The 15,407-nt window shown below is 73.3% G+C and carries 16 protein-coding genes; 15 read left to right on the top strand and 1 reads right to left on the bottom strand.

The window, feature by feature from the left end; genetic code table 11:
- Positions 1 to 32 precede the first annotated feature (32 nt).
- From rpoZ to AAEP86_RS13570, 5 genes are all read left to right on the top strand, one after another.
- Positions 33 to 296 (top strand): DNA-directed RNA polymerase subunit omega, encoded by a 264-nt coding sequence (gene rpoZ / locus AAEP86_RS13590; RefSeq protein WP_022906709.1) that lies wholly within the window; start codon positions 33 to 35, stop codon positions 294 to 296.
- A 5-nt stretch (positions 297 to 301) separates the two neighbouring features.
- Positions 302 to 1,516 (top strand): methionine adenosyltransferase, encoded by a 1,215-nt coding sequence (metK, locus tag AAEP86_RS13585; protein WP_420367849.1) that lies wholly within the window; start codon positions 302 to 304, stop codon positions 1,514 to 1,516.
- Between the two features lie 8 nt (positions 1,517 to 1,524).
- A complete protein-coding gene (locus AAEP86_RS13580; protein ID WP_420367848.1) occupies positions 1,525 to 3,507 on the top strand; it encodes a primosomal protein N' in 1,983 nt (660 codons plus the stop codon).
- 699 nt (positions 3,508 to 4,206) lie between these two features.
- Positions 4,207 to 5,268 carry an L-threonine 3-dehydrogenase gene (tdh, locus tag AAEP86_RS13575; protein ID WP_420370492.1) on the top strand — a complete coding sequence of 354 codons (1,062 nt, stop codon included), beginning with the start codon at positions 4,207 to 4,209 and terminating at the stop codon, positions 5,266 to 5,268.
- Positions 5,268 to 6,446, top strand: coding sequence for a glycine C-acetyltransferase (locus tag AAEP86_RS13570; RefSeq protein WP_420367847.1), 1,179 nt, complete (start codon positions 5,268 to 5,270; stop codon positions 6,444 to 6,446). The genes tdh and AAEP86_RS13570 overlap by 1 nt, the downstream gene beginning before the upstream one ends.
- Before the next feature lie 72 nt (positions 6,447 to 6,518).
- On the opposite strand, the gene AAEP86_RS13565 is transcribed toward AAEP86_RS13570, so the two are convergent.
- A complete protein-coding gene (locus tag AAEP86_RS13565; protein WP_420367846.1) occupies positions 6,519 to 6,974 on the bottom strand; it encodes a DUF4383 domain-containing protein in 456 nt (151 codons plus the stop codon).
- A 158-nt stretch (positions 6,975 to 7,132) separates the two neighbouring features.
- Between AAEP86_RS13565 and AAEP86_RS13560 the strand changes: the two genes are divergently transcribed.
- From AAEP86_RS13560 to AAEP86_RS13515, 10 genes are all read left to right on the top strand, one after another.
- The gene (locus AAEP86_RS13560; RefSeq protein WP_420367845.1) at positions 7,133 to 8,068 is read left to right on the top strand and encodes a methionyl-tRNA formyltransferase; all 936 of its coding nucleotides are present in this window, start codon (positions 7,133 to 7,135) and stop codon (positions 8,066 to 8,068) included.
- Positions 8,065 to 9,567 (top strand): RsmB/NOP family class I SAM-dependent RNA methyltransferase, encoded by a 1,503-nt coding sequence (locus AAEP86_RS13555; RefSeq protein ID WP_420367844.1) that lies wholly within the window; start codon positions 8,065 to 8,067, stop codon positions 9,565 to 9,567. Before AAEP86_RS13560 ends, AAEP86_RS13555 begins: the two co-directional genes overlap by 4 nt.
- Before the next feature lie 63 nt (positions 9,568 to 9,630).
- Positions 9,631 to 10,293, top strand: a complete 663-nt coding sequence (rpe, locus tag AAEP86_RS13550) for a ribulose-phosphate 3-epimerase (RefSeq protein WP_420367843.1) — start codon at positions 9,631 to 9,633, stop codon at positions 10,291 to 10,293.
- Between the two features lie 80 nt (positions 10,294 to 10,373).
- Positions 10,374 to 10,637, top strand: coding sequence for a phosphoribosyl-ATP diphosphatase (locus AAEP86_RS13545; RefSeq protein WP_079238914.1), 264 nt, complete (start codon positions 10,374 to 10,376; stop codon positions 10,635 to 10,637).
- A gap of 62 nt (positions 10,638 to 10,699) precedes the next feature.
- Positions 10,700 to 11,539 (top strand): ATP phosphoribosyltransferase, encoded by an 840-nt coding sequence (gene hisG, locus AAEP86_RS13540; RefSeq protein ID WP_420367842.1) that lies wholly within the window; start codon positions 10,700 to 10,702, stop codon positions 11,537 to 11,539.
- Entirely contained in the window at positions 11,536 to 12,321 is a 786-nt protein-coding gene (gene hisF / locus AAEP86_RS13535; RefSeq protein ID WP_420367841.1) for an imidazole glycerol phosphate synthase subunit HisF, read from the top strand. Before hisG ends, hisF begins: the two co-directional genes overlap by 4 nt.
- Before the next feature lie 154 nt (positions 12,322 to 12,475).
- Positions 12,476 to 12,898, top strand: a complete 423-nt coding sequence (hisI, locus tag AAEP86_RS13530; protein WP_420367840.1) for a phosphoribosyl-AMP cyclohydrolase — start codon at positions 12,476 to 12,478, stop codon at positions 12,896 to 12,898.
- Positions 12,895 to 14,439: an anthranilate synthase component I gene (locus AAEP86_RS13525; RefSeq protein WP_420367839.1), complete on the top strand. Its 1,545-nt coding sequence runs from the start codon at positions 12,895 to 12,897 to the stop codon at positions 14,437 to 14,439. The genes hisI and AAEP86_RS13525 overlap by 4 nt, the downstream gene beginning before the upstream one ends.
- Positions 14,436 to 15,158 (top strand): Trp biosynthesis-associated membrane protein, encoded by a 723-nt coding sequence (locus AAEP86_RS13520; protein WP_420367838.1) that lies wholly within the window; start codon positions 14,436 to 14,438, stop codon positions 15,156 to 15,158. Before AAEP86_RS13525 ends, AAEP86_RS13520 begins: the two co-directional genes overlap by 4 nt.
- Positions 15,155 to 15,394, top strand: a complete 240-nt coding sequence (locus tag AAEP86_RS13515) for an HGxxPAAW family protein (protein ID WP_022906930.1) — start codon at positions 15,155 to 15,157, stop codon at positions 15,392 to 15,394. The genes AAEP86_RS13520 and AAEP86_RS13515 overlap by 4 nt, the downstream gene beginning before the upstream one ends.
- The last annotated feature ends 13 nt before the right edge of the window (positions 15,395 to 15,407 follow it).

Below are 15,407 nucleotides of genomic sequence, written 5' to 3'. Positions count from 1 at the left end.
CCGCCCCGATCGTTCCGTCGACAGGAGACACCATGGCCAACCCCCAGGGCATCATCGACCCGCCCATCGACGACCTGCTCGCCAAGGTGGAGTCGAAGTACGCGCTCGTCATCTTCGCCTCGAAGCGTGCGCGTCAGATCAACGACTACTACGCCGACCTGCACGAGGGGTCGCTCTTCGACAACGTGGGCCCGCTCGTCGACTCGACGATCGACGACAAGCCGCTGTCCGTCGCGCTCCACGAGATCAACGAGGACAAGCTCACCGTCACCAAGCAGCAGCAGCCGACCGACTGATCGCGGTGACGAGCACCAACCTGCGCCTCTTCACGTCCGAGTCGGTGACCGAGGGGCACCCCGACAAGATCTGCGACCAGATCTCGGACACGATCCTCGACGCACTGCTCACGGTCGACCCGCACGCGCGTGTCGCGGTCGAGACGATGGTGACCACCGGGCTCGTGCACGTCGCCGGCGAGGTCACCACCTCCGGCTACGTCGAGATCCCGAAGCTGGTCCGTGACGTCATCACGGGCATCGGGTACAACTCGTCCGAGGTCTCCTTCGACGGCCGCACCTGCGGCGTCGAGGTGTCGATCGGCGCCCAGTCGCCGAACATCGCGCAGGGCGTCGACGAGTCCCTCGACGCGCGCTCCGGTGCCGGCGTCGACCCGCTCGACCGTCAGGGCGCGGGCGACCAGGGCATCATGTTCGGCTTCGCGACGAACGAGACCCCCGAGTACATGCCCGTCGCGATCTGGCTCGCGCACCGGCTGGCCGAGCGTCTGGCCGAGGTCCGCAAGTCGGGTCTGCTGACGTTCCTCCGTCCGGACGGCAAGACGCAGGTCACCGTCGGCTACGACGGCGTCGTGCCGAAGACCGTCGAGACCGTGGTGCTCTCCACGCAGCACGCGCCGAGCGTGACGCTCGACGAGCTGACCGCGCAGATCACCGAGCACGTGATCCGTCCGGTGCTCGACCTGGTCGACCTCGACTCGTCGCACGTCGACGTCATCGTCAACCCGACCGGGCGCTTCGAGATCGGCGGCCCCCAGGGCGACGCCGGGCTCACCGGTCGCAAGGTCATCGTCGACACCTACGGCGGAGCCTCCCGTCACGGTGGCGGTGCCTTCAGCGGCAAGGACCCGTCGAAGGTCGACCGCTCGGCCGCGTACGCACTCCGCTGGGTGGCGAAGAACGCCGTCGCCGCCGGACTCGCCGACCGCCTCGAGGTGCAGGTCGCCTACGCGATCGGCCGTGCGGCCCCGGTCGGGCTGTACGTCGAGTCGTTCGGCACGGGTCACGTCGACGACGCCACGATCGAGTCCGCGATCCGCCAGGTGTTCGACCTGCGTCCGGCCGCGATCATCCGCGACCTCGACCTGCTCCGCCCGGTCTACGCGAAGACCGCCACGTACGGGCACTTCGGCCGTGAACTCCCCGGGTTCACCTGGGAGCAGCTCGACCGCGTCGAGGAACTCCGCGCCGCCGCAGGACTCGTCGCCGCCGCCGTCTGAGGCACCGCGTGACCACCGTCGCGCGCGTCGTCCTCGACTCGCCGCTCCCGCAGTTGGACCGTCTGTTCGACTACCGGGTGCCGGACGGGCTCGAGGACGACTGCGTGCCCGGGGTCCGGGTGAAGGTCCCGCTCCGGACCGGGGCGCGGATGGCCGACGCCTACGTCGTCGAGATCGTCGACGAGGGCGACTACCCGGGTGAACTCAGCGCCGTCGAGACCCTCGTCTCGCCGGTGCCCGTGCTCGCCCCGGAGATCTGGCGACTCGCCCGGGCCGTCGCCGACCGCGCCGCCGGTGTCGCGTCCGACGTGCTCCGGCTCGCGGTGCCGACCCGGCAGGTCCGCGCCGAGAAGGCGTGGCTCGCCCGCGACACCTCCTGGTCGCCGCCTCCGGTCACCGCGCCGACCGTCACGGGCTACGCCGAGGGCGTCCTGGAGGCGCTGGTCGCCGAGCACGGTCGGGCTGCGGTGTCCGCCGTCCCCCACCCCGTCGCGCTGGGTGACGCGGAGGCACCGGTCTGGGTCCCCGGATGGGCCGCGACGCTCGCGCAGGCGGCCGCCCACGCCGTGGCGGCCGAGCAGTCCGCCGTCGTCGCCGTCCCCGACTTCCGGGACGTCACGGACCTCGAACGGGCACTGCTCGCCGTCCTGCCGCCGGAGCGCGTCGTCCGGTTCGACGCGAAGCAGACGAACGGCCAGCGTGCGAAGGCCCTGCTGCAGGCGCGCACCCACGCGGTCGTCGCGATCGGCAACCGGACGGCCGTGTACGCGCCGGCGACGGAGCTCGGACTCGTCGCGATGTGGGACGACGGCGACGCATCGTTCATCGAACCCCGCGCGCCGTACGTGCACACCCGCGACGTCGCCCTCGTCCGTGCCGCCCAGTCCGGTGCCGCGCTGCTGTTCGTCTCGCATGCACGGAGCACCGACGTGCAGCGTCTCGTCGAGCTCCACTGGCTGCAGGAGGTCACCCCGTACCGGGCCAGGACGCCCAAGGTGATCCCCACGATCCAGCAGACCGGGGCCGAGGGCTACGCCGCGCAGGCGCGGATCCCGAGCTCCGCCTGGCGCGCCGCCCGCGAGGCCAGTCAGCAGGGCCCCGTGCTCGTCCAGGTCGCGAGCCCCGGATTCGGTACCGGCCTCGTGTGCGCCGAGTGCGGGGAACGGGCGCACTGTCGGATCTGCGGCGGTCCGCTCGGCAGCCCGCACCGCGGCGCGACCCCGCAGTGCCGTTTCTGCGGAGCCCTCGCGGTCGGCTTCCGCTGCCCGACGTGCGGCAACGGCACCGTGAAGCCCGTGGGGCAGGGAGCGCAGCGCACCGCGGACGAGCTCGGACGGGCGTTCCCCGGCACCCGGATCGTGGTGGCCGACGGCTCCCGGCCCCTCGACGAGGTCCCCGCGCGACCGTCCGTCGTGGTCGCGACGCGCGGTGCCGAGCCGAGCGTGCCCGGCGGGTACGCGTGCGTGCTCCTGCTGGACGGGGAGCGCATGCTGGCCCGCGAGGGGCTTCGCGTGCAGGAGGACGTCCTGCGGTTCTGGACGAACGCCGCCGCGAAGGGCGCGCCGGGTGCCGAGACGTACCTCGTCGGGATCGGCGGGAAGCTCGCGACGGCGATGGCGCTCTGGCGGCTCGACGGCCCCGCGCACGACGAACTCGCCGACCGGCGGGAGCTGCACTTCCCGCCGGCGGTCCGGGTGGCGACGCTCACCGGGACGGACGAGGCCGTGACGGCGGCGGTCGAGGCCCTCGAGGGCGCGACGGCCGGCCCCGTGCTCGGACCGGTCCCGGTCGAGGGCGACGCGTTGCCGGGGACGGTCCGCGCGATCGTGCGGTTCCCGTACGCGCACGGGGCCGAGGTCGCGGCGGCCCTGAAGGCCGAGGTGATCCGGCGCTCGTCGACGCGGCGGGTGCTCCCCGGCGGCAACCGGCGTCGGGCGGCGCCGGCGCTCCGGGTGCGGCTCGACGACGCGGAGCCGTTCAGCGAGGTCTGAGCGCGGGGCGTGCGGGCGGTGCGGCGTTGCGTGGCGGTCCGCGCCGACGTCCCGCCGCGCCGAGGTCCCGCTGCGCCGAGGTCCCGCCGCGCCGACCCGGAACGACATCGCCGTCGTCGTACGACGGCGACCGTGTCGTTCCTGCGCGTGCGCGGTTGTGCGCGTCCGCAACGAGCGGCGTCACCGTTGTCGTACGACTTCGGCCGTGTCGTTCCAGCGCGTGCGCGTGCGGGGAGTGCGCGTCCGCAACGAGCGACGTCGTCGTTGTCGTGCGACGTCGGCCGTGTCGTTCCTGCGCGTGCGCGGGAGTGCGCGTCCGCAACGTGCGACATCGTCGTTGTCGTACGACGGCGACCGTGTCGTTCCTGCGCGTGCGCGAGAGTGCGCGTCCGCAACGAGCGACACCGTCGTCGTCGTACGACGTCGGCCGTGTCGTTCCTGCGCGTGCGCGGGAGTGCGCGTCCGCAACGAGCGACATCGCCGTCGTCGTACGACGTCGGCCGTGTCGTTCCAGCGCGTGCTCCCGCGAGCCCCCGCCCGCGGGAGGCCGCGGGGCGGACCAGCGCCGCGCCTGCCGGCCGCCACGCGTGCACGTGACGTGCACGGTCCGCGCGCCCACGATGTGGGAAGGTGGACGGCGGCGGCCACGAACCGTCACGGACACACATCACGCACGACGAGGTGACGCGGATGACGCCGATGAGGGCGCTGTACAAGCCGGACGCTGCTCCGGGACTGGTCATGACGGAGCGGCCGGTGCCGGTCCCCACCGAGGACGAGGTCCTCATCCGGGTGGTCCGCACCGGGATCTGCGGGACCGACCTCCACATCCGGCGGTGGGACGACTGGGCCGCCTCGGCGGTCACCGCCCCGCTCGTCCCCGGCCACGAGTTCTTCGGCGAGGTCGTCGAGGTCGGCGCGGCCGTCCACGACGTCGTGGTGGGGGACCGGGTGTCCGGTGAGGGGCACATCGTGTGCGGCACCTGCCGGAACTGCCGGGCCGGTCGGCGGCAGATGTGCATCCGGACGACGGGACTCGGCGTGCAGCGCGACGGCGCCTTCGCCGAGTACCTGACCCTGCCCGGCACGAACGTGTGGGTGCACCACACGGACGTCGACCCGGACGTCGGTGCGCTGTTCGACCCGCTCGGCAACGCGGTGCACACGGCGCTGGCCTTCCCGGTCGTCGGCGAGGACGTCCTCGTCACCGGGTGCGGTCCGATCGGCCTGATGGCGGTCGCGGTCGCCCGGCACGCGGGAGCGCGCTTCGTCGTCGGTACCGACGTGAGCCCGAACCGCCTGCGCATGGCCGAGGCGATGGGTGCGGACCTCGGGGTCGACGTCAGCGGGGACGCCGGAGCCGGCTCCGCGGCGGTGCACGCGGCGCAGGCCCGGCTCGGCATGCGCGAGGGGTTCGACGTCGGCTTCGAGATGTCCGGCGCCCCGACCGCCCTGCCGTCGATGGTGGCGAACATGAACCACGGCGGGCGGATCGCGATGCTCGGGTTGCCGAGCGGCCCGATCGCGGTGGACTGGGGCACGGTGGTGACGCACATGCTCACGGTGAAGGGCATCTACGGCCGCGAGATGTTCGAGACGTGGCAGACGATGAGCTCGATGCTGCAGACGAGCGAGCTGCTGCGCGACCGGATCGGCTCGATCGTGTCGGCGTGCTTCGCCGCGCGGGACTGGGAACGGGCGTTCGCCGCAGCGGCGAGTGCAGACGGCGGCAAGGTCGTCATCGACTGGACGGAGATCTGATGTACGGCGCGATCAAGGACCACCTGACGGCGGAGCTCGTCGGCATCGAAGCGGCGGGCCTGACGAAGCGGGAACGTGGCATCGCCGGTCCGCAGCGCGCCGCGATCGAGGCAGACGGTGCCGACCTGCTCAACTTCTGCGCGAACAACTACCTCGGCCTCGCCGACTCGCCCGATCTCGTCGACGCGGCGAAGGACGCCCTCGACCGGTGGGGTTACGGCATGGCGAGCGTGCGCTTCATCTGCGGCACGCAGGACCTGCACCTCGACCTCGAGCGCCGGGTGTCGCGCTTCCTCGGCACCGAGGCGACGATCCTGTACTCGTCCTGCTTCGACGCGAACGGCGGACTCTTCGAGGTCCTCCTCGGCGCCGAGGACGCGATCATCTCCGACGAGCTGAACCACGCGTCGATCATCGACGGGGTGCGGCTCTCGAAGGCGCAGCGGTACCGGTACCGGAACCGCGACGTCGCCGACCTGGAGGCGCAGCTCGTCGCCGCCCAGGGCGCCCGGTTCCGCGCGGTGGTCACCGACGGGGTCTTCTCGATGGACGGGTCGATCGCGCCGCTCGCCGAGATCTGCGACCTCGCCGACCGGTACGACGCACTCGTCATCGTGGACGACTCGCACGCGGTCGGGTTCGTCGGTGAACACGGCCGGGGGACACCGGAACTGTGCGGCGTCGCGGACCGGGTCGACGTGTACACCGGGACGTTCGGCAAGGCACTCGGCGGTGCGAGCGGCGGGTACGTGTCGAGCCGCCGGGAGATCGTCGACCTGCTCCGGCAGCGGTCGCGTCCGTACCTGTTCTCGAACTCGCTCGCGCCGGTGATCGCCGCCGGCACCGTCGCGGCGCTCGACCTGATCGAGCGTTCGGACGACGCACGGGCGCGGCTCCGGCGGAACGCGGCGCTCTTCCGCTCCCTGATGACAGACGCCGGCTTCGAGCTGCTGCCGGGCGAGCACCCGATCGTCCCCGTGATGTTCCACGACGCCGCCCTGACCGCTCGGATGGCCGACGCGATGCAGGAGCGCGGGGTCTACGTGACGGCCTTCAGCTACCCCGTGGTGCCGAAGGGCAGGGCGCGCATCCGCGTGCAGCTCTCGGCTGCGCACACCGAGGAGCAGGTGCGGCGGTGCGTCGAGGCGTTCCGGTCCGCACGGGACGCGGTGGCCTGAGCTGGTCGCACCGGCGTCGCGGCACCGCCTGCGAAGGCGGCGCCGCGGCCGATGCGGTCGTGCGGTGACGGGTCAGGCGCCGACCGGGCGCTGCCGCATGCGCGGGAACACGATGCCGAGCGCGACCATCCCGACCGCGAGCACCAGGTGCAGCCAGTTGTCCGCCCAGTTGAGCGGCACGAAGTTGGCGCCGAAGCTGTGCCCGGCGGTGAAGAGGCCGTAGATCCAGAGCACGAAGTACACGACCCCGCCGATGACGAGGTACATGCGGGAGCCCGTCGCCCGGTTCGCGGCGAGGAGGCCGACGACGCCGAACAGCAGGTGCACGATGTTGTGGAGCACCGACACCTGGAACAGACCGAGCAGCATCGCCATCGAGCCGTGCCCGGCCCCGGCGAGGTCCCCGGTCGTGAGTCCCGGGACGAAGCCGGCGATCCCGACGAGCAGGAAGACGACCCCGACGACGAGGGCGACCTTCTGGATCGAGGACCCGGCGTAGCGGTTGGTGGCGGTGGTGACGTCGCTCATGGGGATCTCCTGTGCTGTGGCGGCGTGGTGGTGGCTGCGGAGTGCTCCGCGGATCCAGCTTGCTCCTCCGCGCCGCCCGGGGGACGCAGCCCCGCGCCGACGCCCCTGCTCCCGGACCCAGCGCCGGGTGCCTCCGCACTCGTGGGAGGATCGAACCCATGCGTCTCGTCGTCGCCGGCAGCCCCGCTGCGGCCGTCCCCACCCTCCGCCGGCTGGCGGCGTCCGACCACGAGATCGTCGCGGTGCTCACCCGCCCGGCCACGCCGCAGGGCCGGAAGCGCGTCCTCACCCCGACCCCGGTCGCGCAGGCCGCCGCGGAGCTCGGGCTCCCCGTGATCGAGGTCGCCCGCGTCGACGACGAGGTCACCGCACGCATCGCGTCGCTCGGCGTCGACCTCGGCGTGATCGTCGCGTACGGCGCGTTGCTCCGCCGCCCCGCCCTCGACGCCCCCCGGCTCGGCTGGGTGAACCTGCACTTCTCGGACCTGCCGGCCTACCGCGGTGCGGCCCCGGTGCAGCGTGCCGTGATGGCCGGCGACACCCGGACGGCCGCGACGGTCTTCCAGCTCGTCGAGGCGCTCGACGCCGGACCGGTGTACGCCAGCGACCCCTTCGCGATCGACCCCGAGGCGACAGCGGGCGAGGTCCTCGCCGCGATGGCCGAGACCGGCGCCGACACCGTGGTCCGCGTCGTGGACGGCATCGCCGCCGGCACCGCGGTCGCCACCGAGCAGGTCGGCGAACCCACCTCCGCCCCGAAGACCACCATCGAGGACGGGCGCGTCGACTTCGCCGCGCCGGCCGCCGCGGTGCACGCCCACCTGCGCGGCGTCACCCCCGAGCCCGGGGCCTACGCCCACCTCGGCGAGACCCGCGTCAAGCTGCTCCGCAGCAGCAGGCTGCCGGGAGGCGCGGTGGACCCCGTCCCGTCGCTCGCCCCCGGTGCGTTGGCCGTCCAGGGCGGTCGGCTGCTCGTCGGCACCGCGGACGAACCGCTGGTGCTCACCGAGGTGCAGCCCGCCGGCAAGAAGCCGATGGACGCCGCCGCCTGGGCCCGCGGCCTCGGCACGCTGGACGGGAAGGTCCTCGCATGAGCAGCACGAACAGCAGCCGACGGCGCCACGGACCCCGGCAGACGAGTGCCCGCCGCGTCGCCTTCGACGTGCTCCGCGCCGTCCAGGTCGACGACGCCTACGCGAACCTCCTCCTGCCGACGCGGATCCGCCGCGCAGGCCTGTCCGGGCGCGACGCCGCCTTCGCCACCGAGCTCACCTACGGCACGATCCGGATGCTCGGTCGCTACGACGCGATCGTCGCCCTCGCCTCCGGTCGGCGGATCGAGAACGTCGAGTCGGACGTGCTCGACGTGCTGCGACTCGGGGCTCACCAGCTGCTCGGCATGCGCACCCCCGTCCACGCCGCGGTGTCGGCGACCGTCGAACTCGCCCGCGAGGTCGGCGCCCACCGTGCCACCGGCTTCGTCAACGCGGTGCTCCGGAAGGTCGGTGCCCGCACCGACGACGAGTGGGACGCGCTCATCACCGAGGGCCGCGGCGGCGACGCCCTGCTCGCGGCACGCTGGTCGCACCCGGTGTGGGTCGTCTCCGCGCTCCGGGACGCCCTCGCGGCGGAGCGGTCCCGCGACGAGCTCCCGGCCCTCCTCGCCGCGGACAACGTCGCACCGCGCGTGCAGCTCGCGGCGCTGCCCGGTCTCGCCACGGCGGAGGACGTGGCGGCCGCCACGGCCCACACCATCGCCGGCGACGAGGACGACCGCGACCACGCGGCCGCAGCCGACGCGGACACGGACACCGCGCCTCCCGTCCGTCCCACCGACCTCGAGGCGGACCTGCCGGTCTCGCCCGTCGGCATCCGCGGCACCACCGGCGACCCGGCACGGGTGCCGGGCGTCACCGCCGGCCGGCTCCGGGTGCAGGACGAGGGGTCGCAGCTCGCCGCCCTGGCACTCAGCCGGTCGTCCACGGTCCGGCCGGGGGAGCGCTGGCTCGACCTGTGCGCCGGCCCCGGTGGCAAGGCCGCGCTCCTCGCGGCCGAGGCAGCCGAGGCCGGAGCCACCCTCGTCGCGAACGAGCTCGTGCCCGCGCGCGCCGGTCTCGTGCGGAAGGCCCTCGCGGGCTTCGCCGACGGCGTGACCGTCGTCGAGGGCGACGGCCGCCGCTTCGGGCGCGACGGCGCGGGCGTCACCTTCGACCGGATCCTGCTCGACGCGCCCTGCACCGGGCTCGGCGCGCTCCGCCGGCGGCCGGAGGCCCGCTGGCGCAAGCAGCCCGAGGACGTCCCCGAACTCGCGGCGCTGCAGTCCGAGCTGCTCGACGCGGCGGTCCGCGTGCTCGCGCCGGGCGGGACGCTCGCGTACGTGACGTGCTCGCCGCACCTGGCCGAGACGCGCGGACAGGTCGACGCGCTCATCGCGCGGCACGGCGGGGTGCTCGAGCAGCTCGACACGGCCGGGGTCGTCCGGTCCGTGGCGGCACGTGACCCGCAGGTGCCCGACGGCGACACGGTGCAGCTGTGGCCGCACCGGATCGGGACGGACGCGATGTTCATCGCGCTGTTCCGCCGCGTCGCCTGACCTCCGTTCCCGCGTCGCCCGGGCCGCGTCGGACGGCCCAGGCAGCGTCGGTAGGCTTGCGCGGTGACGATCCGCATCTCGCCGAGCATCCTGTCCGCCGACTTCGCGAACCTCGAGCGCGAACTGCACCGCATCGAGACGGCCGACATGGTGCACGTCGACGTGATGGACAACCACTTCGTGCCGAACCTCACCCTGGGCCTGCCGATCGTGCAGCGCCTGCAGGAGGTCTCGCCGGTGCCGCTGGACGTGCACCTCATGGTCACGGACGCCGACACCCAGGCGCCGAAGTACGCCGAGACCGGTGCGTCGAGCGTCACCTTCCACTTCGAGGCGGCGGACGACCCGGTCGCCACCGCCGCGGCGATCCGCTCGAACGGGGCGCGCGCCGCCGTCGCGGTGAAGCCCGGCACCCCGATCACGCAGGTGCTGCACCACCTCGACGCCTACGACATGATCCTGCTGATGACGGTCGAGCCGGGCTTCGGCGGCCAGGCGTTCATGTCCTCGGTGATGCCGAAGCTCGCCGACGCGCGTGCCGCCGTGGACGCGTCCGGGCTCGACGTCTGGCTCGAGGTCGACGGCGGCATCGCGGTGGACACCGTGCCCGAGGCGGTCCGCAGCGGCGCGGACACGCTCGTCGCGGGGTCGGCCGTGTACGGCGGCGAGCCGGCATCGCGGATCGCGGACCTGCGCGCGGCTGCTGCGGCGGCGACGCGGTCGTGACCGGCGGGGCGGGGACGAGCCGCGCCTCCCGTCCGGACGGTGCGTCGGCGGAGTCCGCGCAGGACGGTAGCCTGGTCGGCGTGAAGACGTTCGACGACCTGTTCCAGGAGCTCACCGAGAAGGCGCGCACCCGCCCCGAGGGTTCCGGCACCGTCGCCGAACTGGACGCCGGCGTGCACCAGATCGGCAAGAAGATCGTGGAAGAGGCGGCCGAGGTCTGGATGGCGGCCGAGTACGAGGGTGACGAGCGCACCTCCGAGGAGATCTCGCAGCTCGTGTACCACCTGCAGGTCCTGATGATCGCGAAGGGCCTGACCCCGGCGGACGTCTGGCGACATCTGTAGGACGGCGCGTCCCGCGCCGGCCCGACCGACCCGGACTCCTCCCACAGAAAGCAGACCACCTGATGCTCCGCATCGCCGTGCCCAACAAGGGCTCGCTCTCCGAGACCGCCTCCGAGATGCTCAAGGAGGCCGGGTACGCCGGTCGCCGTGACCCGAAGGCGCTCCACCTCGTCGACGAGCGCAACGGGGTCGAGTTCTTCTTCCTCCGCCCGCGCGACATCGCCACGTACGTCGGTTCCGGCGCGCTCGACGTCGGCATCACCGGCCGCGACCTCCTGCTCGACTCCGGGTCGGCCGCGCACGAGGTCGACGCCCTCGGCTTCGCCGACTCGACGTTCCGGTTCGCCGGCACCCCCGGTCGGTTCTCGTCGCTGCAGGACCTCGACGGCGTCCGCGTGGCGACGAGCTACCCCGGCCTCGTCGGCGACTTCCTCGCGAAGCACGGCGTGACCGCGACCCTCGTGAAGCTCGACGGCGCCGTCGAGAGCGCCGTGCGCCTCGGTGTCGCCGACGCCGTCGCGGACGTGGTCTCCACCGGCAGCACGCTGCGCCAGGCGGGGCTCGAGATCTTCGGGCCGGTCATCCTCGAGTCGACCGCGCTCCTGGTGTCCACGGACGAGTCGATCCCGGGTATCGACGTCCTCCGCCGCCGACTGCAGGGCGTGCTCGTCGCCCGCGGCTACGTGATGCTGGACTACGACATCCCGACCGACCTGCTCGAGCAGGCCACCGCGATCGCGTCGGGGATCGAGTCGCCGACGGTCTCGCCGCTGCACGGCCGCGACTGGTCGGCGGTCCGCGTGATGATCCCGCGCGACGACGCGAACCTCATCATGGACGCGCTGTACGACCTCGGCGCCCGCGCGATCCTCGTCAGCCCGATCCACGCCGCCCGCCTGTGAGCGGCGCAGCGGGGGTCGCCGGGGGCGTCTCCGTCCGGGTCGTCCCCTGCCTCGACGTGCAGGGCGGCCGGGTCGTCAAGGGCGTCAACTTCCTCGACCTGCAGGACGCCGGCGACCCGGTCGAGCTCGCCGCCCGGTACTACGAGCAGGGCGCGGACGAGCTCACGTTCCTCGACGTCGGTGCCACCGTCGAGAACCGCGCGACGATGTACGAGACCGTCACCCGCACGGCGGAGCAGGTGTTCATCCCGCTCACCGTCGGTGGCGGCGTCCGGAGCGTCGACGACGTCTCGCGCCTGCAGCAGTGCGGTGCGGACAAGATCGGCGTGAACAGCGCGGCGATCGCCCGTCCGGACCTCGTCGGTGAGATCGCGGACCGGTTCGGCGCGCAGGCGGTCGTGCTGTCGCTCGACGTCAAGCGTTCGGACCGGATGCCGTCCGGCTTCGTCGTCACCACCCACGGCGGCCGCACCGAGTCCGACCTCGACGCCGTCGCATGGGCGCGCGAGGCCGTGCAGCGCGGCGCGGGGGAGCTGCTGGTCAACTCCATCGACGCGGACGGCACGAAGAACGGGTTCGACCTCGAGCTCGTGGCCGCCGTGCGCGCGGTCTCCTCGGTGCCGGTCATCGCCTCGGGAGGCGCGGGTCGGCTCGAGCACTTCGCCCCGGCCGTCGAATCGGGTGCCGACGCGGTCCTCGCCGCCAGCGTGTTCCACCGGGGCGAGATGACCATCGGCGACGTCAAGGCCGCGCTGCGCGCGGCCGGGCACCCGGTCCGCTGAGGCGAACGCCTCGTCGCGGCGGCCGCGGGGCGGGCGCCCGCCGCGCCTCCCGGTCGCGGAGCGGGCGTGCACCGCGGGTTCCGGCCGTGTGGCGGGCGTACACCGCGCCTCCCGGCCGTCCCGGGCCGACCACACGCCGTAGGCTAGGAGCCTCATGACCGACAGCACCAGCACCAGCACGGACGCGGTCCTCGACCGCGCGCGGTTCGGTGCGGACGGGCTGCTCCCCGCCGTCGTGCAGGAGGAATCGTCGAAGGACGTCCTCATGCTCGGCTACATGGACCGGGAAGCCCTCCGCCGCACCCTGACCGAGGGGCGTGTGACCTTCTGGTCCCGGTCCCGCAACGAGTACTGGCGCAAGGGCGACACCTCCGGTCACGCGCAGTACGTGCGCGGGGCGGCGCTCGACTGCGACGCGGACACGTTGCTCGTCACGGTGCACCAGGTGGGCGCGGCCTGCCACACCGGCGCGCACCGGTGCTTCGACGTCGACCCGCTCGACCCGGTGACGGCGTCCGCGCCGGCGGAGGCGACCGCGTCTGCTCCGGCGAGCGGGGCAGTGGAGGCGACCCGATGACCACCGCGACGCTCTCCGACCAGCCGCACACGACCTCCCGGCCGGAGTTCGACGGCCTGCTCGACGACCACCGCGTCGTGCCGGTGGTGCGTGCCCTCTTCGCCGACAGCGAGACGCCGGTCGGCGTCTACCGCAAGCTCGCCGACGGCCGGCCCGGCTCGTTCCTGCTCGAGTCGGCGGGGCAGGGCGGCCTCTGGTCGCGCTGGTCCTTCGTCGGCGTCCGCAGCTTCGGCGTGCTCACCCAGGACGGCGACCGGGCGGCCTGGATCGACACCGGCATCCCGGCGTCCCGCGCCGTCGACTCGCTGGACGGCGAGCCGCTCGAGGTCCTCGCGCGGTTGCACGAGCGCTGGGCCACCCCGCGCATCCCGGGCACCCCGCCGCTCGTCGGCGGCACCGTCGGCTTCATCGGCTGGGAGGCCGTCCGCCAGCTCGAGCACCTGCCGAACGTGCCCGCCGCGGACTTCGACGTGCCGGGGCAGTCGCTCGCGTTCGTGTCCGAGCTCGCCGCCCTCGACCACCGCACCGGCCTGGTGCTGCTCGTCGCGAGCGTGCTCAACGACGGCACGGACGACGCCGACGTCCTGTGGGCCGACGCGCAGGCACGGCTGGACCGGATGCAGGCCGACCTCGTCGTCCCGAGCGTCGCGACCGTCGCCGAGGCGTTCGACATCGCGGAGCCCACCCCGACGCACCGGTCGTCGCCGGCCGACTACATGGCCGCGGTCGAGCGGTCGAAGGACTTCATCCGCGACGGCGACGTGTTCCAGGTCGTGATCTCGCAGCGCTTCGACCACGAGGTGACCGCCGACCCGCTCGACGTCTACCGGGTGCTGCGGACGCTGAACCCGAGCCCGTACATGTACTTCCTGTCGCTCGCGGACACCGCTGACGAGCGCTTCTGGATCGTCGGCGCCTCGCCCGAGGCACTGGTGAAGGTGCAGGCCGGCCGGGCCATCACGCACCCCATCGCCGGGTCGCGCCCGCGCGGGGCCACCCCGGAGGAGGACGTCCGCTTCGGCGAGGACCTGCTGGAGGACCCGAAGGAGCGCGCCGAGCACCTCATGCTCGTCGACCTCGCCCGCAACGACCTGCAGAAGGTGTGCGAGCCGGGGACCGTCGCCGTGACGGAGTTCATGACCGTCGAGCGCTTCAGCCACATCATGCACCTGGTTTCGAGCGTCGAGGGCGCGGTGCGACCGGAGGCCTCGGCGATCGACGTCTTCCGCGCCACCTTCCCCGCGGGGACGCTGTCCGGTGCGCCGAAGCCACGCGCACTCGAGATCATCGACGAGCTCGAACCCGCCAAGCGCGGGGCGTACGCCGGGGTGGTCGGGTACTTCGACTTCGCCGGTGACGCCGACCTCGCGATCGCCATCCGGACGGCCCTCATCAAGGACGGGGTCGCCCGTGTGCAGGCCGGCGCCGGCCTCGTCGCGGACTCCGACCCGGAGACCGAGCACGTGGAGGCCGTCAACAAGGCCGCCGCCCCGCTCCGGGCCGTCGCCACGGCGAACACGATGCGCGAGGTACGGGCGTGAGGGCCCGGCGGTCCCGGCCGCTCGTGGTCGTCGCGGGTCTCGCGGTCGCGGGCGTCATCATGCTCGCGTGGACGCAGACCTGGTTCACCGTGCACCTGCAGGCGGGCGCAGCGGTCACCAACCGGGTCGCCGCCGACGGTGCCGCCGTCGTGCCGCAGTACACCGCGTTGGCCATCGCGAGCCTGGCGCTCTTCCTGGCAATGACCATCGCCGGTCGCGTCGTCCGGGTCGTGCTCGCGTGCGTCGAGGTCCTCCTCGGCCTCGGCGTCGTCGTGTCGGGCATCACGGCCCTCGCCGACCCGGTCGCGGCGGCCAAGGGGGCCGTGGGTGAGGTCGCCGGCGTCAGCGACCTCGGGGCGGTCCGGAAGGTCGTCGACACCGTGGACGTCTCGGCGTGGCCCGTCGTCGGCATCGCCGGCGGTGTGCTCGCGGTGTTGCTCGGCGTCGTCGTCCTGGTCGTGCAGCGCTCCTGGCCCGGACCCAGCCGGAAGTACGGCGCCGCCACCGCCGGTGCCGCTGCACAGGCGCGGGCTGCCGCCCTCGTCGAGCGCGACGCGGTCGTCGACTGGGACGACCTCAGTGCCGGTGTCGACCCGACGGACCTCGCCGAGGCGGGCGACCCGGCGTCCGGCTCGGGATCGCAGTCCGCCGGAACCGGTAGGATCGACGACAGGCGCCGGTCGAACGACGGCGTCGGAACAGAACGAGGAGCACCGTGAGCAACACTGAGCCCGCAGAACTCGGCGAAGGCCACTCGCCGGCAGCCTGGACCGCCGTCGTGATCATGTTGATCGGATTCGCGGCCGGCACGCTGTTCTTCTGGTTCGACCAGCCGTGGGGCGTCTGGGCCTCCGCCGGTGTCGTGCTCATCGGCCTCATCGTCGGTGGGGTCATGAAGAAGGCCGGCTACGGCGTCGACGGTCCGAAGTTCGTCCCCAAGCACCACGCCGAGTAGGTCCGGCATGCCG

The organism is Curtobacterium sp. L1-20, assembly GCF_048755855.1.
Lineage (GTDB): Bacteria > Actinomycetota > Actinomycetes > Actinomycetales > Microbacteriaceae > Curtobacterium.
This window is presented reverse-complemented; position numbering and strand designations above follow the sequence as displayed.